17 protein-coding genes are annotated in these 19,196 nt (G+C 70.6%); 12 read left to right on the forward strand and 5 right to left on the reverse strand.

The window, feature by feature from the left end; translation table 11 throughout:
• The first annotated feature begins 31 nt into the window (after positions 1-31).
• The 3 genes from V6V47_RS15180 (at position 32) to V6V47_RS15190 (ending at position 4,710) form a co-directional block, all read left to right on the forward strand.
• Entirely contained in the window at positions 32-1,462 is a 1,431-nt protein-coding gene (locus V6V47_RS15180; protein WP_334628840.1) for a hypothetical protein, read from the forward strand.
• 373 nt (positions 1,463-1,835) lie between these two features.
• The gene (locus tag V6V47_RS15185) at positions 1,836-3,683 is read left to right on the forward strand and encodes a 2-oxoacid:acceptor oxidoreductase subunit alpha (RefSeq protein WP_334628841.1); all 1,848 of its coding nucleotides are present in this window, start codon (positions 1,836-1,838) and stop codon (positions 3,681-3,683) included.
• Positions 3,676-4,710, forward strand: coding sequence for a 2-oxoacid:ferredoxin oxidoreductase subunit beta (locus V6V47_RS15190; RefSeq protein ID WP_334628842.1), 1,035 nt, complete (start codon positions 3,676-3,678; stop codon positions 4,708-4,710). Before V6V47_RS15185 ends, V6V47_RS15190 begins: the two co-directional genes overlap by 8 nt.
• Before the next feature lie 69 nt (positions 4,711-4,779).
• Here the strand turns inward: V6V47_RS15190 and V6V47_RS15195 are convergent, their stop codons facing one another.
• Positions 4,780-5,424, reverse strand: a complete 645-nt coding sequence (locus V6V47_RS15195) for an FMN-dependent NADH-azoreductase (RefSeq protein ID WP_334628843.1) — start codon at positions 5,422-5,424, stop codon at positions 4,780-4,782.
• An 82-nt stretch (positions 5,425-5,506) separates the two neighbouring features.
• Here V6V47_RS15195 and V6V47_RS15200 point away from each other — a divergent pair, with 82 nt between their 5' ends.
• Positions 5,507-6,016 (forward strand): MarR family winged helix-turn-helix transcriptional regulator, encoded by a 510-nt coding sequence (locus V6V47_RS15200; protein ID WP_334628844.1) that lies wholly within the window; start codon positions 5,507-5,509, stop codon positions 6,014-6,016.
• Positions 6,017-6,067: 51 nt separating this feature from the next.
• On the opposite strand, the gene V6V47_RS15205 is transcribed toward V6V47_RS15200, so the two are convergent.
• A complete protein-coding gene (locus V6V47_RS15205; protein ID WP_334628845.1) occupies positions 6,068-7,081 on the reverse strand; it encodes a potassium channel family protein in 1,014 nt (337 codons plus the stop codon).
• 168 nt (positions 7,082-7,249) lie between these two features.
• Here V6V47_RS15205 and V6V47_RS15210 point away from each other — a divergent pair, with 168 nt between their 5' ends.
• The 4 genes from V6V47_RS15210 to V6V47_RS15225 all read left to right on the forward strand — a co-directional run bounded on the left by V6V47_RS15210 (position 7,250) and on the right by V6V47_RS15225 (position 10,225).
• Positions 7,250-7,762: a SigE family RNA polymerase sigma factor gene (locus V6V47_RS15210; protein ID WP_334628846.1), complete on the forward strand. Its 513-nt coding sequence runs from the start codon at positions 7,250-7,252 to the stop codon at positions 7,760-7,762.
• A gap of 11 nt (positions 7,763-7,773) precedes the next feature.
• Positions 7,774-8,892 (forward strand): hypothetical protein, encoded by a 1,119-nt coding sequence (locus V6V47_RS15215; RefSeq protein ID WP_334628847.1) that lies wholly within the window; start codon positions 7,774-7,776, stop codon positions 8,890-8,892.
• Between the two features lie 113 nt (positions 8,893-9,005).
• Positions 9,006-9,491 carry a helix-turn-helix domain-containing protein gene (locus V6V47_RS15220; protein ID WP_334628848.1) on the forward strand — a complete coding sequence of 162 codons (486 nt, stop codon included), beginning with the start codon at positions 9,006-9,008 and terminating at the stop codon, positions 9,489-9,491.
• A gap of 134 nt (positions 9,492-9,625) precedes the next feature.
• A complete protein-coding gene (locus tag V6V47_RS15225; protein WP_334628849.1) occupies positions 9,626-10,225 on the forward strand; it encodes a ClpP family protease in 600 nt (199 codons plus the stop codon).
• Positions 10,226-10,229: 4 nt separating this feature from the next.
• Here V6V47_RS15225 and V6V47_RS15230 read toward each other — a convergent pair whose 3' ends face one another.
• Both V6V47_RS15230 and V6V47_RS15235 read right to left on the reverse strand, forming a co-directional pair.
• Positions 10,230-10,916, reverse strand: coding sequence for a hypothetical protein (locus V6V47_RS15230; RefSeq protein WP_334628850.1), 687 nt, complete (start codon positions 10,914-10,916; stop codon positions 10,230-10,232).
• Complete coding sequence (locus V6V47_RS15235) at positions 10,909-11,409, reverse strand: RNA polymerase sigma factor (protein ID WP_334628851.1); 501 nt, start codon at positions 11,407-11,409, stop codon at positions 10,909-10,911. The genes V6V47_RS15230 and V6V47_RS15235 overlap by 8 nt, the downstream gene beginning before the upstream one ends.
• Before the next feature lie 182 nt (positions 11,410-11,591).
• On the opposite strand from V6V47_RS15235, the gene V6V47_RS15240 reads away from it, so the two are divergent.
• The 3 genes from V6V47_RS15240 (at position 11,592) to V6V47_RS15250 (ending at position 16,820) form a co-directional block, all read left to right on the forward strand.
• Positions 11,592-14,831: a S8 family peptidase gene (locus V6V47_RS15240; protein ID WP_334628852.1), complete on the forward strand. Its 3,240-nt coding sequence runs from the start codon at positions 11,592-11,594 to the stop codon at positions 14,829-14,831.
• A 175-nt stretch (positions 14,832-15,006) separates the two neighbouring features.
• A complete protein-coding gene (locus tag V6V47_RS15245) occupies positions 15,007-16,326 on the forward strand; it encodes a M23 family metallopeptidase (protein WP_334628853.1) in 1,320 nt (439 codons plus the stop codon).
• Positions 16,327-16,469: 143 nt separating this feature from the next.
• Positions 16,470-16,820, forward strand: coding sequence for a DoxX family protein (locus V6V47_RS15250; protein WP_334628854.1), 351 nt, complete (start codon positions 16,470-16,472; stop codon positions 16,818-16,820).
• Positions 16,821-16,894: 74 nt separating this feature from the next.
• On the opposite strand, the gene V6V47_RS15255 is transcribed toward V6V47_RS15250, so the two are convergent.
• Positions 16,895-17,401, reverse strand: a complete 507-nt coding sequence (locus tag V6V47_RS15255; RefSeq protein ID WP_334628855.1) for a hypothetical protein — start codon at positions 17,399-17,401, stop codon at positions 16,895-16,897.
• A gap of 1,553 nt (positions 17,402-18,954) precedes the next feature.
• On the opposite strand from V6V47_RS15255, the gene V6V47_RS15260 reads away from it, so the two are divergent.
• A complete protein-coding gene (locus tag V6V47_RS15260; protein WP_334628856.1) occupies positions 18,955-19,188 on the forward strand; it encodes a hypothetical protein in 234 nt (77 codons plus the stop codon).
• The last annotated feature ends 8 nt before the right edge of the window (positions 19,189-19,196 follow it).

A 19,196-nucleotide genomic window follows, 5' to 3' on the forward strand; every position in this document is an offset into this window, starting at 1 on the left:
TTGGAGCCTCACCCATGTCACCGGAGGACAGATGGCCCGCGTGAACGTACCGCCCGCTCACCGGGCGGCGGGGTGGCGTACCACGCCCCTGCTGGCGGTCTCGCTCGCGCTCGGCCTACTCGCGGCATTCGCCGTGGGTCCGGCCTGGGCGGATGCCGCGGTGCCGAACGCCAACCTGGTCGCGGCAGAGCCCGCTCCGGGGACCGAGGTCGAGCCGGACCCGGAGACCACGGCGGCGGAGCCCACCCCACCGGACGAGCCGGAGGAGCCCGTGCCGAGCGACCCGGCACCGGTGACCACCGCACCGGCGCCGGAGACGACGCCACCGGACCCGGAGACGACCGCGCCGGAGCTGCCGACACCGAGCAGCAACGCGCCCGCCCCGGGCACCACCACCTCGGCGCCCACCCTCGGGCCACCGCCACCGCCGCCGTTGCCCCCGCCGGCGCCGGGGTCGGACGCACCACCGCCGAACCCGCTCGGCGTACGGGTGACCACCGAGGACGTCACCCTCGCCGGCGCGTACTGGAACACACCGAGCACGGCCAGCACGCTGCGGGTGACGGTGACCAACACCGGCACCACCGCCCAGCGGATCCGGCTGAAGTACACCCTGCCGGCCGGCCTGACGGATGCTGGAACGAGTGGCTGCACCGCCATCGGCGGCGGTGTGCACACCTGTGGGGCCTGGACGGCCGCGGCGGGCGCGCGGTTCAGCAGCCTGGTCCGGCTGCGGGTCGCTGGCACCGCCTGGCGGCAGATGCCGCTCAGCGGTTCCGTGCAGGTCACCGCGGAGGCGCCGGGAGTGACCGGCCAGGCGGCCGACGACCAGGGCTTCGCGGTGCTCTTCCCGCCCGGTCCGCCGGTGCCGGGGATAGCACTGGCCGCCGACGAGGTGGGCTTCGACATCAGCGGCGCGCCGAGCACCCTCACGGTCCGGTTGGGCAACACCGGCAAGGTGGACGCCGCCGGTCGGCTCGAGGTCGTCCTGCCGACCGGGGTGACCGTGCCGACCCCGCCGGCTGGCTGCGTGGCGGTCGACCCGGCGCGTACCCGGTGCGACGCCGGTCTGGTGCTGGCGGGCGGAACGGCCGAGCTGCGGCTGCCGGTGGAGGCGACACCACAGGCACAGCGGGAGGCGCCCCTGTCCGGCGCGGTGATCGGCCGGCTCGATCCCCGCAGCGGCCCGACCCGACAGGTGCAGATGAGTTTCCGGATCACCGCCGCGGCCGCGCTGGCAACCCCGGTGGTCTCACCGCCCGCGCCGACCGGCTCCCAGGGCGTACTCCCAGGGGGCGCCGCCACCGACGACGGCGGGATGACCTCGACCCAGCGCACCGCGGTCATCCTGATCTCGGTCTCCGCGCTGCTGGTGGTGCTGGCCCTCACGCTGGCCACCACCGCGCTGCGCCGCCGGCTCACCGACCAGGTGCCCGGCCCGACGGCGGCCCGCATCGACTGACGGGTTGGCGACCCCGGCCGATCCGGCCGGGGTCGCCGACGTGCCGTCAGCGGTGATCTGGATTACGGCGTGCAGGGTAATACGTCGCAATTCCGGGTAAATCTCGTCGTGATCCGGTCCCAGTCGGCGGACCTCTTGGGAAGGCCGAGGGCCTCTTCGACGTAGGCTCTCAGGTGAGGTACGACAGCGGACCGGACCACCCTGGGGCGGTGCGGTACAGCGTTGCGTCAAGGAGGTCCCGTGGCCGGGCAAGGCGAGGTCACCATCATGTTCAGCCGCCCGCGCCAGCGTGCACAGCGAAGCGAGGTACAGGCGTGAGCGCGAGGAGTGAGCGGGTTTTGCGAGCCGCGCAGTCGCGAGCGAAGGTGGCACAGTGACCAAGCAGATCCGTCAACTCGACCGGGTGATCATCCGGTTCGCCGGCGACTCCGGCGACGGCATGCAGCTGACCGGGGACCGGTTCACCTCGGAGACGGCGCAGCTCGGCAACGACATCTCCACGCTGCCCAACTTCCCCGCCGAGATCCGGGCTCCCGCCGGCACCCTGCCCGGCGTGTCGAGCTTCCAGGTGCACTTCGCCGACTACGACATCCTGACTCCCGGCGACGCGCCGAACGTGCTGGTGGCGATGAACCCGGCAGCGCTCAAGGCCAACCTGGCCGACCTGCCGCGCGGCGCCGACGTCATCGTCAACACGGACGAGTTCACCAAGCGCAACCTGGCCAAGGTCGGTTACCAGACCAGCCCGCTGGACGACGACTCGCTGGCCGGGTACGTGGTGCACCCGGTGGCGCTGACCTCGATGACGGTGGGCGCGCTCGCCACCCACGCGGTTTCCAAGAAGGATGCCGAACGGTCGAAGAACATGTTCGCCCTCGGCCTGCTCTCCTGGATGTACTCGCGTCCGTACGAGTCGACGCTGCGCTTCCTCGAGACCAAGTTCGCGAAGCGCCCGGAGCTGGTCGCGGCGAACGTGGCCGCCTTCAAGGCCGGCTGGAACTTCGGCGAGACCACCGAGGACTTCGCAGTCCGCTACGAGGTCAAGCCGGCCAAGATGACGCCGGGCACCTACCGCAACATCACCGGCAACGCGGCTCTCTCGCTGGGTCTGGTCGCCGCCGGGGTCCGGTCCGGGCTGCCGGTGTTCCTCGGCGCGTACCCGATCACGCCGGCGTCGGACATCCTGCACGAGCTGAGCAAGCACAAGCGCTTCGGCGTGCTCACCATGCAGGCGGAGGACGAGATCGCGGCGGTCGGCGCCGCGCTGGGCGCGTCGTACGGTGGGTCGCTCGGTGTGACCACCACCAGCGGCCCGGGTGTGGCCTTGAAGAGCGAGACGATCTCTCTGGCGGTGGCCCTCGAGCTGCCCCTGGTGATCGTGGACGTGCAGCGCGCCGGCCCGTCGACCGGCATGCCGACCAAGACCGAGCAGGCCGACCTCAACATGGCGCTGTACGGCCGACACGGCGAAGCGCCGGTCGCGGTGATCGCGCCCAAGTCGCCGGCGGACTGCTTCTTCGCGGCGCTGGAGGCGGCCCGGATCGCGCTGACCTACCGCACCCCGGTGATCCTGCTGTCCGACAACTACGTCGCCAACGGCTCGGAGCCGTGGCTGCTGCCCGACGTCGAGTCGCTGCCCGACCTGCGGGTCGAGTTCGCCACCAAGCCCAACGGCGAGGACGGCACCACCTTCCTGCCCTACCTGCGCGACCCGGAGACCCTGGCCCGTCCGTGGGCGATCCCGGGCACGGCGGGGCTGGAGCACCGGATCGGCGGCCTGGAGAAGGCCGACAAGACCGGTGACATCTCCTACGACCCGGCCAACCACGACTTCATGGTCCGTACCCGGGCGGCCCGGATCGAGACCATCCCGGTGCCCGACCTCGAGGTGGAGGATCCGGACGGCGACGCCCGGGTGCTGGTGCTCGGCTGGGGCTCGACGTACGGGCCGATCGGCGCGGCGTGCCGCGGGGTCCGCCAGCGCGGCCTGTCCATCGCCCAGGCTCACCTGCGGCACCTGGCCCCGATGCCGGCCAACCTGGGTGAGGTCCTGCGCTCGTACGACCGCGTGGTCATCCCGGAGATGAACCTGGGTCAGCTCGCCCACGTCATCCGAGCCCGCTACCTGGTCGACGCGATCAGCTACAACCAGGTCCGCGGCCTGCCGTTCACGTCCGCCGAGCTGGAGACGACGCTGGAAGAGGTGCTGAAGAATGTCTGAGCCCGTCGCGCTCAAGCTCACCGCCAAGGACTTCAAGTCCGACCAGGAGGTGCGTTGGTGCCCCGGCTGTGGCGACTACGCGATCCTGGCGGCCATTCAGCAGTTCATGCCGGAGTTGAACATCCCCCGGGAGCGGACGGTCTTCGTCTCCGGGATCGGCTGCTCGTCGCGTTTCCCGTACTACATGAACACCTACGGGATGCACTCGATCCACGGTCGCGCCCCGGCGATCGCCACCGGCCTGTCGGTGTCCCGGCCCGACCTGTCGGTCTGGGTGGTCACCGGCGACGGTGACGCGCTCTCGATCGGCGGCAACCACCTGATCCACGCGCTCCGACGCAACGTCAACCTCAAGATCCTGCTGTTCAACAACCGGATCTACGGGCTGACCAAGGGCCAGTACTCGCCCACCTCCGAGGTCGGCAAGATCACCAAGTCGACTCCGGCCGGTTCGGCGGACGCCCCGTTCAACCCGCTCTCCCTCGCGCTCGGCGCGGAGGCCAGCTTCGTCGGCCGGACCATCGACTCCGACCGCAAGCACCTCCAGTCGGTGCTGCGGGCCGCCGCCGAGCACGAGGGTTCGGCGTTCGTGGAGATCTACCAGAACTGCAACATCTTCAACGACGGGGCGTTCGAGCAGCTCAAGGACCCGGGCACCCGGGACGACTACCTGATCCGCCTGGAGCACGGGCAGCCGATCACCTTCGGCGCCGACGGGCGGTTCTGCGTGGTGCACCCGCCGGGCGGTTTCGGCCTGGAGGTCCGGGAGACCGCCTCGGTCCGCCCGGAGGAGATCGTCGTGCACGACGCGACGGTGGCCGACCCGGCGTATGCCTTCGCCCTGTCCCGGCTGCCCGGTCTGGACCTGCGCAACACCCCGATCGGGGTGTTCCGTTCGGTGGATCGACCGTCCTACGACAGCGTGGTGCAGAGCCAGCTCCAGGCCGCCCGGGCGAAGGTCACCGAAACTCCGGAGCAGCAGCTCGCCGGCCTGCTGGGCAGCGGCGACACCTGGACGATCCTCTGATCGGTCCGACCTGACGAGAGCGGCCGTCCCCTGGTGGGGGCGGCCGCTCTCGTCGTACGTACGCGGGACTCAGCGCTGGGCGGAGGCCGGCAGCCAGAGGTTGTCGATCTCCTTCTCGGCCGCCGCGAGGCTCGTCTCGTGCAGCGGGATCAGCTCGGCCATCGCCGGGACGGTGGGCGCGAGCGTCAACTCGGCGCTGATGAAGCGCGGCTCCAGGCCGGTCATCGAGAGGCCGTGCGGGAGCCAGGGCTCGGCGTGGTCCCAGCCGTTGCGCGGGGTGCCCTCGCCGTAGCCGCCGCCCCGACTGGCGACCACCACGAACTCGCGGTCGCCGAGCAGGCCTTGCGATGTCGCCGGGTCGTACGCGAGCCCGGGCAGGATCAGGTGGTCGACCCAGGACTTGACGCTGCTGGGGGCGCCGTAGTTGTAGAGCGGCAGCCCGAGCAGCACCACGTCGGCCTGCTTGACCTCGTGGACCAGTCGCTCGCTGAGCTCCCAGGACTCGCGCTGCGCCGGGGTGTGCTGATCCGGCGGCGTCATCCGGGCCAGGCCGCTGTCCGAGTTCAGGTGCGGTGGCGGCTCGGCGCCCAGGTCCCGGTAGGTCACAGTGCCGTCCGGGTGGGCCGCGCGCCAGACGGCGGCGGCGCGGGCGGTGAGCTGTCGGCTGACCGACCAGTCACCTCGGATACTCGAATCGATATGCAGCAGGTGCATTACTCCCCCTCCAAGGATCGTATGTGTAGCACCAACTATTTATAGCAGGCAGATGTTCCGTTGGCTCGGTAGAGTGGGTCACATGCCTGTCCAGCCGGAACCGTCGGAGCACCGCGCCGGCCCGCTGCTGGATCACCTGGCGCGTCGGATGCGACTGCGGGCCGAGTCGGTGTTGGCACCGTTCGACCTGCGGCCCCGGCACCTCGTCGCACTCACCGTGCTGCGCGCGGGCGGCGGCATCAGCCAGCAGGCGCTCGCCAGCACCCTGGAGATGGACGGCACCAACATCGTCGGGCTGCTCAACCACCTGGAAGCGGGCGGTCTGGTCGAGCGGCGACGCTCACCCGCCGACCGTCGACGGCACGTCGTGGAAATCACCGACGCCGGGGCAAAACGCCTGAACGAGGCCGAATGCGCTCTGTCGACCGCCGAGGACGAGGTGCTGACGGCACTGGATCCCGCCGAGCGGGAGTCGCTCTACGAGCTGCTGCGCCGCGCCACCACCGGAGCGGGCGCCAACGAGATCACCTGCGCGGGCGCGGGCGAGATCACCTGCGCGGGCGCCGAGCTTCCTGACGATCCCGCCTGCTGAACGGGGCGCGGCCGCTCGTCCGACACCCCTGGCGGGGCGGCGGACCGTCGGTCAGGCGACGGACGCGGACGACGGGCGGTCGTCGCGGACGTGCACCAGCATGTCGCCGGTCTCGATCACCGCGCCCGCCCGATCGGCCAGGGTGACCACCTTGCCCCGCCGGACCAGTGCGATGACCAGGGTCTCCAGCTCCCGCGGTGAGCGACCCACCTCGTCCCGCTCCGCCGAGCGCATCGCCAGCGCCATGCCCTGACCGGGGGTGAGCAGATCCTCCACCACGTCGATCAGTGGCGGCGCCGAGGTGGAGAGGCCGAGCAGTCGACCAGCGGTGGCCGAGGAGACGATCACGTGGTGCGCGCCGCTCTGCTTGAGCAGCGGGGCGTTCTCGGCCTCCCGGGCCGCCGCGATGATCCGGACCTGACCGGCGGTGAGCTGCCGTACGGTCAGCGCCACCAGCACCGAAGCGTCGTCACTGTCGGTCGCGATGATCACGGCCTTCGCGTTCTTGACGTGCGCCTCGTTCAACACCGACGACCGGGTCGCCGAGCCCTCGATGGCGACCAGCCCGGCCGCGGTGGCACCCCGCAGGGCGGCGGCGCTGCGCTCCACCACCACGATCCGAGACCGGTCCAGGCCGTTCTCCAGCAGGGCGGAGACCGCGCTGCGGCCCTTGGTGCCGTAGCCGCAGATGATGACGTGGTCCTTCACGGTTCTCCTCCACCGCGACAGGCGACGGCCGGTCCGGTACTGCTCGGTCAGGACTTCCAGAGTGGTGCCGACCAGGATGATCAGGAAGAGCACCCGGGCCGGAGTGACAAAGAGGACGTTGACCAGCCGGGCCGACTGCGCGGCCGGCGTGATGTCACCGTAGCCAGTGGTGGAGAGCGAGACGACCGCGTAGTAGAAGCAGTCGAGCAGGGTGAGGCCGTCGTCGTTGACGTCGCGATAGCCGTCCCGGCCGATATAGACCGCGGCGACCACCGCGAAGACCAGGCCGAGGGCGGCAGCCAGCCGAAGGCTCAGCGCACTCAGCGGGCCCCGGCGCTGCGCGGGAAAATGGATCACCGTCGAACCTGTTCCGCCACCGTCGCCTGCACGCCCACAACATAGCGGGTACGGCGTACGCCGCACGTCCGGGTCGCGCGACGGACAACCGATGCCCGGCCCGTACCCGACTAACGGGCGACAACGACGAACCGGTGCAGGCCGGCAGACGGAGGGGGCGCGACCCTCGTGACAACCAGCGGCGGACGGCGGGCCGAGGCCGACCGCGAATACACCGAGTACGTCCGGTCCCGGATGCTCCAGTGGCGGCGGACCGCCTACCTGATGTGTGGGGACTGGGACCGGGGCGACGACATTCTGCAGCGGGTGCTGACCGAGCTGTACCGCAACTGGGCACGAGCACGGCAGGCCGACCACCCGGACGCGCTGGTGCGCACCATGCTGCTGCGGCGGTTGATCGACGAACGGCGGCTGCGCTGGGCGCGGGTCCGGCTCGGCGGCCCGATGCCCGAGGCGTCGACGACCGTCACCGATCCCACCGACCGCGTCACCCTGGTCGGCGCGCTGCGCCAGGTGCCGCCACGGCAACGCGCGGTGCTGGTGCTGCGGTACTTCCAGGACCTCAGCGTCGAGGAGACCGCCCGCGCGATGGGCTGCTCGACGGGGACGGTCAAGAGCCAGACCGCCAAGGGCCTGGCCACCCTGCGCACCCTGCTCACCCCCAGCCTGACCGGCAACTGAGAGGAGCGACGATGCTGGACGAACGCCAGATGGGCGACCTGATGCTGGCCGAGATCGAGTCGGCCGAGCGGCCCTCCGGAGTGTTGAACCTGGACCAGGCGATGACCACCGGGCGGCGGCAACGCCGCCAGGCCCGAGGAGCGGGCGCGGTGCTGCTGGCGGCGGCGCTGGCCGTCGGCGGGCTCACCGTGCCCGACCTGCTGACCGCCGAGCGGCCGCCGGCCACGGCCCCGTTCGGCCCCGGCCAGACCGGCCCCGGCCAGACCGGCCTGCCGGCTGCGCTCACCACGGTGGATCCACAGCGGGTGTACGTCCGGTTCGGCTGGCTGCCGGACGGGCTGCGCGACCTCCAGTACCAGGCCGGGCTGATGCTCGGCGGCTCTGGCGTGTACCTCGGCGCGTCCAACGGCCAGCCCAACGACGCACGGTTCGTGGGGGTCTCGCTCCTCCCGAAGGGCGTGCAGCCGTCGGCACCACAACGGGACAGCGGCGAGCCGGCCAGTCCGACCGGCACCAGCAACGGGCCCGCACTGAACGGCGGGGACAGCACCTTCGCCAGCTACTCCGGCGCCGAGAAACCGGAGGCGATCCTGCGCTGGCGATACGCCCCGGACGGCTGGGCGCAGGTCCGCGTGTTCGGGATGGGCCCGGATGCGCGGGGCATCGCGGCACAGGTTGCCCGTTCGCTGCGCTTCGGCAACGACCTCGTTCCGATGCCCGCGACGGTGCCGGACGTGCCGGCCGCCCTGCGGCTGATCGAGGTGAGCGTGCACGAGTCGCTGGACAAGCCCGAGGACTGGTATACCCGGATGACCTGGTCCCCCGAGCCGGCCACCGCCGAGCCCCGCTGGCAGCGGGCCCGCACGTTGTCCGTCGGCGTCTCCCGCTACCGCAATGTCACCGATCCCGCCGACAAGGCGTACGTCGACCCGAACACCACGCTGGACGGGCACCCGGCGCGGTTCGGCGGGAAGGACGGCAATGAGACTCTGACCGTGTACGACGTCGACGGAGCGACCGTCTCGATCGACGACAGCGCGCTGCTGCCCGCCGGCGGCACCCGGGCACTGTTCCCCAAGATCACGCTGGTGGCCGAGCCGGCCGCCTGGCACACGCACCTGCACCCGTGAGGCCCCGGGCCCGCGCCGCCGTCGCGACGCGGGCCCGCAGGGGTCGGCCGCGACGGCCGAAAACGGGCATGATGGGGGTGTCCCCGGACGACGACCGCGAAAGTGAGGCCCGCATGTCGTTGCTGCGACGAGTGATCGGCGGGGTGCTGCGCCGGCAACGCCAGAGCCAGGGCCGCACGCTGCGCGAGGTGGCCGAGTCGGCCGGCGTCTCCGTGCCCTACCTCTCCGAGGTGGAGCGGGGGCGCAAGGAAGCCTCCTCCGAGGTGCTCGCGGCGATCTGCCGGGCACTCGGCATCCGCCTCTCCGACCTGCTCGAGGAGGCCCGCGACGACCTGCGCCGGGTCGAGCCGCGCATCCCGGCCGCACCACGGGCAGTGCTGACCCGACTGGAGCACGCCACGGCCGTCCGGCCGGCCGCCGGTCAGCACACCCTGCGCACCAGCGGTCCGAACCTGCACCTCGCGCCGCGGGTGAGCGGGCCGACCCTCTGCGTCGGTGCTCTGGCCTCCGCTGGTGGCTTGCGCCCCGGTCCGCGTACCGCCGCCCTGCTGGGCTGCGTGCGGGCCCGGGCGGGCGCGCGGCGGCTGACCGCCGCGTAGGCCGCGCCGGTTCTGCCGTCGGCGGATCTGCCGGCGGCAGAATTCCTGGGCCCGACGGCACCGACGCCCGCACGCTGGGAGGGCCGGTCCACCGGGCGGTCCGCCGCCCGCCGGCACGGTGGAAGGCGGCGACAATGATCGGGTACGGCGTACGGATGCTGGACGGCGGGCAGCCGACCTTCGGTGACCAGGTGTTCGAGCGGCTGCTACGGGAGCGGATCGTCTTTCTCGGCACCGAGGTGACCGAGGAGTCGGCCAACCAGATCTGCGCGCAGATCCTGCTGCTCGCCGCCGAGGACGCCGAACGGGACATCTTCCTCTACATCAACTCGCCGGGTGGGTCGGTGAGCGCGGGGATGGCGGTCTACGACACGATGCGCTACGTCCGTAACGACGTGGCGACGCTGGCGTTGGGATTTGCCGGCTCGATGGGGCAGTTCCTGCTCTGCGCCGGCGCGGCTGGCAAGCGGTACGCGCTGCCACACTCACGGATCATGATGCACCAGCCGTCCGGCGGGATGGGCGGCACCGCCTCGGACATCACCATCCAGGCCGAGAACATGCTGCACGTCAAGCGGACGATGCAGGAGCTCATCGCAGAGCACAGTGGACGCACGCTCGACGAGATCCAGCGGGACTGGGACCGGGACCGTTGGTTCACCGCCGAGCAGGCCCGGGAGTACGGCCTGATCGATCGGGTGCTCACCCGGGCCGAGCAGCTGCCGGCGGTCTGACCCCTCACCCGGATGCCGGGCCACGGTCCGCGAACTCGTACGTGGTGGTCAGCGCCTCGGGCAGGTCGGGAACCAGGGCGTTGGTGCCGTCGACGACCTGGACGTAGCGCTTACCGGAGAAGATCGAATAGCTTCCGTCGGGGACCTGCTCGATCGTGAAGCGCTGCGTCTGGACCGTCGGGTCGCACACCTGGCCACGGACACTGCCCGGCGCGGCGTCGTGCACGACGGTCATGCAGACCTGGCCGCCGTCGCGCGGCGCGGCCAGCACGATCCGGAACGCGTCCCCCTCGGGGCGCAGCACCCACAGCGCCCGGTCGTCGATGCCCCGCTCGGTGGTGGCCCGCACCCGGTCGGTGTCCCGGTCGATCGCCAGTGCCGCCCCAGCCATGCTGGGCACCTCGATCAGGACCTGCCGCCGACCGCCGAGGATCTCCTGCGGTCCCGCCGGGGTGGTCACGGAGGGAACGACCGACGGTGAGACCCAGCTCGGCGTCTCCACATGCTCGCGCCCGGGGAGCAGGGTGCTGCCCGCCGCCACCGCCAGCGCGACCAGCCCCACGCCGGTGGCGGCCACCCGGTGCCGCCGACGCTGGTCGCTGCGGCGACGCAACGACTGCGCGGCGGGCAGGGTGGTGACTCGCCGGACCTCGTCGACGATCGCCGTGAGGTCGTCGTGCGGATCAGCCATGAGAGGCCTCCTCCTGGTGCGCCTCGGTCAGCATCCCGGCCATCGCCCTCCGACCGCGGGCGAGATACGTCTTGACGGTCCCGACGGGGATCTCCATCTCGGCTGCCACCTCGGCGACACTCAGGTCGTTCAAGTGGTGCAGCACGACGGCGCGGCGCTGGTTGGCGCTCAGCCGCTGGAGCGCCTGCAGCAGGGCGACGTGGTCCTCGCTGAGGCCGGGCACGCCCTGGTCGACGGCAGCCCGGTGGTGCGCACGGATCCGGTTGAACGTCTTGCGCCAGCTACTCACCGCGATCCGGGAGGCGACCCGGCGCACCCACGCCTCCGGGCTGTCCGCCTCCCGTACCGTTGGCCAGCGCTGCCAGGCCCGCATGAACGCCTCGGCGACGGCGTCCTCCGCCTCGCTCCGGTTGCCGGTCAGCGCGTAGACGTGACCCACGATCCGTCCGGCGCAGGCCGCGTAGAGGGCGTCGAACTCCTCGGCGTCACGCATCTGACCTGCGCCCCCTCGCACCCTCGTCCCGCCACCACCGCGCATGGAACTCGCCCGGGTCACCTGGCCGCACCGGCGCGGGGCAAGATTGTGTTCACCGTCACACCCGAGGTGATCAACCTAACGACCAGGTCAGGCGTCATCGTGCCGTCCCGGGAAAGGCCCGTGGCGGAGAGGACGAAGTGCGACGACGGCAACGACGCGCCCTGACAGCCGGCGTGCTCACGACCGCGCTGGTTGCGGCGGGCCTCACGGCTCAACCGGCGCAGGCGCGGCAGAAGCCGGAGGCTCCGGTCTCCGGCACGCACGGCACGTCCGGCACCTTCACGCTGATCACCGGCGACCGGGTGTTGCTGGACGCGAACGGCGACCTGGACATCCAGCGGGGGCCGGGGCGCGCCGACATGCGGTTCGTGAGCAGCCGGGAGGAGGGCCACCAGTACGTCATCCCGGTGGACGCGCTGCCGCTGCTGAACGACGGTCAGCTCGACCGGCGGCTGTTCGACCTCACGGCGCTCGGCGAGTTCGGTTACGACGACCGGACGGCCGAGCTGCCGCTGCTGGTCGCGTACCCGCAGAACATGGCGGCACGGGCGCGGTCCGTCGCCGTCGCGGGTGCCGCGCGGGTGCGGGCCGATCTGCCGGCCGCCCACGCGCTGGCCGTACGGGCGGACCGCGGCGACCGCGTCGAGCTCTGGGCTTCGCTGACCCGCGGCACGGCCTCGGAGCGCACGCTCGCCACCGGCGTCACCCACGTCTGGCTGGACGGCAAGCGCAAGGTCTCCCTGGACCGCAGCGTGCCGCAGATCGGTGCCCCGGCGGCCTGGCAGGCCGGCTTCGACGGCACCGGCGTCACCGTCGGCGTGCTGGACACCGGGATCGACGCGAGCCACCCCGACTTCGCCGGGCACCTCGCCGAGGTCCGGGACTTCACCGGCGGCAACGACCCGAGCGACAACGTCGGCCACGGCACCCACGTGGCGTCGACCATCATGGGCAGCGGCGCGGCCTCGGACGGCAAGTACCGCGGCGTGGCACCGGGCGCGAAGCTGCTGGTCGGCAAGGTCTGCGCCACCACCGAGTGCCAGGACTCGGACATCATCACCGGTATGCAGTGGCTCGCGCCGCAGACCCGGGTGGTCAACATGAGCGTGGGCGGCACCGACACGCCGGGTCTCGACCCGCTGGAGACCGCGGTCCAGGACCTGAGCCACCGGTACGGCACCCTCTTCGTGGTCGCCGCCGGCAACGAGGGCAAGCCGAAGTCGGTCTCCTCGCCGGCCACCGTCGACGACGCCCTCGCCGTCGCCGCGGTCGACGCCGACGACCAGCGGGCGTACTTCTCGAGCCGGGGTCCCCGACTCGGCGACAACCACATCAAGCCGGAGATCAGCGCGCCGGGCGTCGACATCGTGGCGGGTGCACCCGGTGGCGGCTACGCCACCATGTCGGGCACGTCGATGGCGACTCCGCACGTCGCGGGTTCCGCCGCCATCCTCGCCGGGCAGCACCCGGACTGGTCCGGCCCGCAGCTCAAGGCCGCCCTCATGGACTCGGCCAAGCCGGGCGGCGAGGGCAGCCTGTACGAGCAGGGCGCGGGCCGGCTGGACATCGGCCGCGCCGTCGCCCAGCCGATCACCGCCGAGCTCGCCGCCATCGACTTCCCGGTCCAGCGGTGGCCGCACGGCGACGACACCCCGTTCACCCAGGTCATCGGTTACCGCAACGCGGGCAACACCCCGGTCACCCTGTCGCTGGCCGTCGCGCCGGCCCCGGCCGGCATGATCACCATCAGCCCGACCACCCTCGTGGTGCCGGCTGGCGGCCGCGCCGAGGCGACGATCACCGTGGACACCCGTGTGGACGCCCCCGATGGCCTCTACCCGGGCGCGGTGACCGCGACCGGCGCCGGCGACCTGCGGGTCCGGACGCCGTTCGCGCTGAACCGGGAGATCGAAAGCTACGACGTCCGGCTCGACCACACCGGGCGTGACGGCAAGCCGGCCACGGAGTACAGGACCGTGGCGGCGAACCTGGCGACCGGCGAGTTCACCGACCTCGCCAACGTCTCGGGCGGCGGCACCATGCGGCTGGCCAAGGGCCGCTACGCGCTCTACAGCACCATCCACGAGGGCACCGCGTCGACGCTGCTCGTGCAGCCAGTGCTCGACGTACGAGGCCCGGTCACCGAGGCGCTCGACGCCCGCACGGCTCGGCCGGTCGCGCTGACTCTGCCGCAGAAGGACGCCGCACCGATCTCGATCAACGTGGCCGCGAACTGGAACGACGGCTTCCGCTACCCCGGTGTCCAGCTCAGCGGGGTGTCGTTCGGCGACGTCTTCTTCGGCCGGGTCGGGCCCGCCGTCGAGGCCCCCGAGTTCGCCGCGACGCTGGGTGTCGGGCTCGCCCGCCCCGGCAAGGACGGGACCTTCCGGAACAGCCCCTACACGTACGACCTCGCGTACGTCCGCCAAGGCGACATGTTCACCGGCCTGACCAGGACGCTGTCGCCGAAGAACCTCGCCACCGTCAAGGCCACCTACCGGAGCCAGTCCACCACCAGGACCGCCGCCCGGTTCCACCGCGCGTCGGCCCCCGGCGGGCCGGGCCCGATCGGGTCGAACACGGCGATCGACCTGCCGTTCCACGCCACCGAGTACTACAACACCGACGGCGGCATCGTCTGGACGTCCACGTTCCTCGAGGGCGAGAACCTCACCACGCAGGAGGCCACCTACCAGGCTGGCCGGACGTATACCCAGACCTGGAACGCGGCGCCCTTCGGGCCGACGGTGAGCAAGGCCCCGGCCTGGTCACCAATGGGGTACGCGGGCCGCGACGGGGACACGATCTCGATCGCGGCGCCGCCTCTGTTCGCCGATGCGACCGGCCGCCCCGGTGACCGTAGCGACCTGCAGGTCCACCTGCGACTGTCGCGCAACGGCAAGGAGATCGGCACCGCGGACAGCCCGTACGCGGACTTCACGGTGCCCGCCGCCAAGGCCACCTACCGCCTCGAGGCGACGGTGACCCGGGGCGCTCCGGACACCCTGTCGACGTCGGTCTCGGTGGCCTGGACGTTCACCTCGGCGCACGCGTCGACGCCGGCGCCACTGCCCCTGACGACGGCCCGGCCGATGCCGGTGCTCGACGACACCAACTCGGCCCGGGCGGGCTGGCCGATGGTCATCCCCGTGGCGCTGGACCGGCAGACGGGATCGGCGGCCGCGCCCGGTCGGACGCTCAGCGTCTCGGCCTCGTACGACGACGGTAAGACGTGGGTCGCGTTGCCGGTGCTCCACAACGTCGCCCTCAGCGCCCACCCTCGGAAGCCCGGCTTCGTCTCGCTGCGCCTGACGGCCACCGACACCGCCGGCAACTCGGTGACGCAGACGATCCAGCGGGCCTACCGGATCGCCTGACCAGGGCCCGGTCCGGGGCGGCGGCTGGTGCCAGCGCCGCCCCGGACCACGTCGTCCACTCCGACGCCATGGACTATCCATCGATGCTCGCTACGATCGCGCCGATGATCGACGGCAACGACGGCGACGACCGTCGTGCCCGTGCCAACGGCTCGTGGTCGCAGAAGGAGCGGAAATGACGCAGGACGACGACCTCAACTGCTGCGGGGGCGGCAGCGATCCCACACCAGGCATGAGCCGGCGCACGGTGTTGCGCGCCGCGGCGCTCGGCGCGGGTGCCGTGACCGTGGGCGGGGTGCTGATCCCCGGTACGGCGCAGGCCGCACCGGCGATCTACAACCCGTTCAGCGGCTACCCGATCACCGACACCTGGGAGGGTCACCTCAGCCGTGGCTCGCGCGGCGGCATCGACTTCGGCATGCGGGTGGGCACGGCCCTGCCCGCCTGCGGCGCCGGCACCGTCCAGAACATCCCCTACAACGGCGACGGCGGGCACACCGTCACGATCCAGCACGCCGACGGCTACCGCAGTCAGTACCTGCACCTGTCGCAGTTCCTGCTCGCCAACGGCACCAGCGTCAACGCGGGTGACATCGTGGGCCTGTCCGGGGGTGCCGCCGGCGCGCCCGGCTCAGGCAGCTCCACCGGCCCGCACCTGCACTGGCACATGATCAACCCGTCCGGCACCTACATCAGTCCGCTGGTCTACATCCAGCAGAATCCGGTCGGACAACCGCGGCAGGTGTTCGAGGCGGCCAGCAACGCCGGTTGGCAGGCCCTGCCGGTCTCCGGCAGTGCTGGCGCCGTCGCCGGCACGGCGGTGGCCGCGATCACGCTCGGCAGCACGAAGATCCTCTACAGCCTCAACGGGGGCCGGATCTACGAGGCCGCCAGCAACGCGGGCTGGACGAACCTGTGGACCGGCATCTACGGCGCACAGGGCACCGCCCTCGCCGCACTCAACCTCAACGGCGTGAAGTACATCTACAACGTCGTCGATGGCTACGTGCACGAGGCACACAGCGCCAACGCCTGGCGCAACCTCAACACCGGCATCGGCGGCGCGAGCTCCTCCTCGATCTCGGTCATCGAATTGGCCGGGGTCACGTACATCTACAGCATCGTCGGCGGTTACGTGCACGAGGCGCACAGCGCCAACGCCTGGCGCAACCTGAACACGGGCATCCCGGCTTCGGCGGTCGCGGCGATCACCGTGGGCAGTACGAAAATCATCTACAGCCTCAACGGCGGCCGGATCTACGAGGCCGCCAGCAACGCGGGCTGGACGAACCTGTGGACCGGCATCTACGGCGCACAGGGCACCGCCCTGGCCGCACTCAACCTCAACGGCGTGAAGCACATCTACAACGTCGTCGACGGGTACGTGCACGAAGCCGCCAGCAACAACGCCTGGCGCAACCTCAACAGTTCGGTGCGCGGCACCGCTGCGGCCGTACTGGGACTGGCCGGCGTCAAGCTCATCTACGCCGCCTGACTTGGCAGCGGGGGACCTCCGGCAGCCGGAGGTCCCCGCGCTCGGTCGCCGGAGACCCCCGCGCTCCTTGTGCTTCAGGTCACAGGAGGTAACAGTCCGTCGGGCGCGCTCGTCCTTGGGGCAACCAACCACAGGGAGGGCTCATGTTCGCCGCCTATGTCACGGTCACCGTTATCGCCTCGGTCTTCACCGGCTTCGCCGCCGTCACCTACCTGATCGGCCACGACTATCCGAAGGCCCAGGCCGACATGAAACGCGTACCACGGTCGTGGATACCGGTGCTGGGCATGTTGCTGGCGGCGGGTTCCCTGGGGCTGCTGGTCGGGTTCGCCGTACCGCTGCTGGGCACACTCGCCGCCGCTGGCCTCGTGCTCTACTTCATCGGCGCGCTGGTCGCGCACCTGCGAGTGGGTTCCCGTCAGCTCGTGGGATGGGCCGTGTTCTTCTCCACCGTGGTGGCGACACTGGCCGTGAACCTGAGCTACCACTGGTGACCCGCACTTCGGCACCAGAGGCCGGCCGCGACAGATGTGACCTGGCAGGCGATACCGAGCGCAGATCAGATGAATCAGTAGCCCGGCTCGCCGCCGGCGGCGAGCCGGGCCACTGCCTCGGCGGGCGTGTCGTCGTACCCCGGCCGGGCCAAGAGCACCGATTGGAAGAAGTGCCCCTGTTCCTCGTCCCGGTCGTCGTCCGCGGCGAACGGCCGCCACAGCGCGAGGTACAGCTTCCGCGCGGTGAACCCGTCGTCATCCTCATTCGACACGATCTCGACATGGTGACGTAGGCGCTTCACGACCTCCGGCGCGGGCAGTCCGAAGACATCGACATCGTGGTACCGCACCAGGTCGTGCTCTTGCGGACGCCACACCTCGATTGCGTTGACCCGGTCCCGTGTCGACCCGACCCCGAAGCCGACGCTGAACCCCAGCCCGCTCGGCAGGTGCACGGCCAACTCGCCGTGGGCGGTCGGCGTCAGCCGACCGAGCGTTTCGAGCGCCCCGCAGGCCTCGTCGGTCGTCATCCCGAGCCGTAGCGGACCTACCCCGCGCGGTGGATCGAGTACGAACTCCATCCGCCGATCATCGCAGCGGGGGAACTCAAGATCGCACAGATTGAAGCCGAGGCCCCGATTTGCTTTCCGCTGGTCAGGGCCTCGCACTGGTGCCCCCGGCAGGATTCGAACCTGCGACACACGGTTTAGGAATCCTCTGATCCGCTGCCTGCTCGGAGTCTCAGCCTGTGGCTGGCGCTGATCGACGACGTCAGGACGCGGTCATCTTTGACCGCCATTACCCCTCGGCGTCCGTCGCATCGGGCACGCAACGGGCACGAGTTTGTGAGGTAGCTAGCCGCGCTGCATTTGGCGTAGGGCTACGGCAGGCCGTTTCGTGTCACCCTCGATCCCGGGGCAGTGCCCTGCTCTGCGGTAACAAGGCAGGGCACTGCTTCTCGGGTTTCGTTACTGGACGAGCCTGTGAAGCCTGTTGGCTACCACCAGGCCGGTCATAACCAGAGTGACGACGCCGCAAGCGACTCCCAGGGCGATGCTGGGGCCGAACCCTAGTGCGGGGTTGGTCTGGACAGCCGTGGTCAAACCGGCGACCACAGCAGCGAGCAACCCGACAATCAGCGTGATCACGAGGATGAGCAAGTCCCGCTGCGTCAAGAGGTATCGATCATGGTTTGTTGCTCCGTCGTCCAGGGATTCTGCCTGCCGTGGGATGCGTCGGGGACTACTACGGCTGGACGCAGAGACAGGGCGCGCCGACCCTCGTCGGCTGGGGGCATTCCTAGTCATGTTTCCTCGATGTGAGCGATTATCAAATTGGCTGCAGGGCAGTAGGGACGGTTGACCTCGGACCCGTGAGATACCCGCCTGGGAGGGCACTTGCCGGTTACCGCCGCGCACGTGCGACGGGCATCTCACTCCCGCTAACGAGGACTTCCTTTCAAGGTCACGGCACCCCCCAGTGCGACGTGCCACTCACACACCGTGTCCGTTGTCCGTCGCACGTACCGCGCAAAAACGGACTCGTCGGCTCAATTTTCGTCACCCTGAGTAACCTTTAATCTTTCATGAAATGTGACTACTCAGTTGATAACTTTCGATATCTTGCCTCGGCGACCAAGCTTGAACCTGCAGGAGCGACATGCCCTGACCTGGGGCTAAACAGACTAGACTTGGGCTCATGTCGATGTCCTAGAAGTGACTCACGAGTCAGCTACTCAAGGCGCGAGACGCCACCCCGAGCACCGAGCGCGTACCGAAGTAGAAAAGGCATCGTTATGAGTAACGAGATGTGAGCCAAGGCTTCAGTAGGCGCACACCTCGGACTGAACGGCCCTCTGTTACCGCAGAGGGTCGTTCGCGTGGAACTAACTCTCCTGGTGCGGCTCCCGCCCGTGAGCGCGGCCTCGTTCGGTCGGCCTGCTCAGATGGTGCGTAGGCGGCCTTACGCAGGGCAGCGGCAGTGTGACTCTCGTTGTATCTTCGGCGACATGAGTGGGGGCCGGAGGTCAGGTAGCCGTAACAGGCGGCGACAGGTCAGCGAGGATCAACGTGCTGCGGCGGCGGAGGCCTACCGCACGTCGGTTTCTCGTCTGCAGCGCACCGCTCACCGGAACATGCGGCAGACCGTCGCATACGCCACGATCTTCGTCGCGGTCATGGCCACCTGGATGATCTTCATCGGCCAGCCCACGCCGAAGACGTTCCCGTGGTACGCGATCTCGATCCTCAGTGGCGCGTTCGGGCTGTCCACCTACGCGGTTCGAGAGCCGCGCCCGCGGCTCTACGTGCTCGCCGCCGCCGTCGTCTTCGCCGTCGTGGGCGTGACCGGCATCTTCCTCACCGACTAGGCGGCACC

Source organism: Micromonospora sp. CPCC 205539 (assembly GCF_036906815.1).
Lineage (GTDB): Bacteria > Actinomycetota > Actinomycetes > Mycobacteriales > Micromonosporaceae > Micromonospora.

What these genes read in the sequence shown, in the direction of transcription:
- V6V47_RS15180 (WP_334628840.1), top strand. Translation starts at nt 32, where the DNA reads ATGGCCCGCGTGAACGTACCGCCCGCTCACCGGGCGGCGGGGTGGCGT.
- V6V47_RS15190 (WP_334628842.1), top strand. Translation starts at nt 3,676, where the DNA reads ATGTCTGAGCCCGTCGCGCTCAAGCTCACCGCCAAGGACTTCAAGTCC.
- V6V47_RS15195 (WP_334628843.1), bottom strand. Translation starts at nt 5,424, where the DNA reads ATGCACCTGCTGCATATCGATTCGAGTATCCGAGGTGACTGGTCGGTC.
- V6V47_RS15200 (WP_334628844.1), top strand. Translation starts at nt 5,507, where the DNA reads ATGCCTGTCCAGCCGGAACCGTCGGAGCACCGCGCCGGCCCGCTGCTG.
- V6V47_RS15215 (WP_334628847.1), top strand. Translation starts at nt 7,774, where the DNA reads ATGCTGGACGAACGCCAGATGGGCGACCTGATGCTGGCCGAGATCGAG.
- V6V47_RS15220 (WP_334628848.1), top strand. Translation starts at nt 9,006, where the DNA reads ATGTCGTTGCTGCGACGAGTGATCGGCGGGGTGCTGCGCCGGCAACGC.
- V6V47_RS15225 (WP_334628849.1), top strand. Translation starts at nt 9,626, where the DNA reads ATGATCGGGTACGGCGTACGGATGCTGGACGGCGGGCAGCCGACCTTC.
- V6V47_RS15230 (WP_334628850.1), bottom strand. Translation starts at nt 10,916, where the DNA reads ATGGCTGATCCGCACGACGACCTCACGGCGATCGTCGACGAGGTCCGG.
- V6V47_RS15235 (WP_334628851.1), bottom strand. Translation starts at nt 11,409, where the DNA reads ATGCGTGACGCCGAGGAGTTCGACGCCCTCTACGCGGCCTGCGCCGGA.
- V6V47_RS15245 (WP_334628853.1), top strand. Translation starts at nt 15,007, where the DNA reads ATGACGCAGGACGACGACCTCAACTGCTGCGGGGGCGGCAGCGATCCC.
- V6V47_RS15250 (WP_334628854.1), top strand. Translation starts at nt 16,470, where the DNA reads ATGTTCGCCGCCTATGTCACGGTCACCGTTATCGCCTCGGTCTTCACC.
- V6V47_RS15255 (WP_334628855.1), bottom strand. Translation starts at nt 17,401, where the DNA reads ATGGAGTTCGTACTCGATCCACCGCGCGGGGTAGGTCCGCTACGGCTC.
- V6V47_RS15260 (WP_334628856.1), top strand. Translation starts at nt 18,955, where the DNA reads ATGCGGCAGACCGTCGCATACGCCACGATCTTCGTCGCGGTCATGGCC.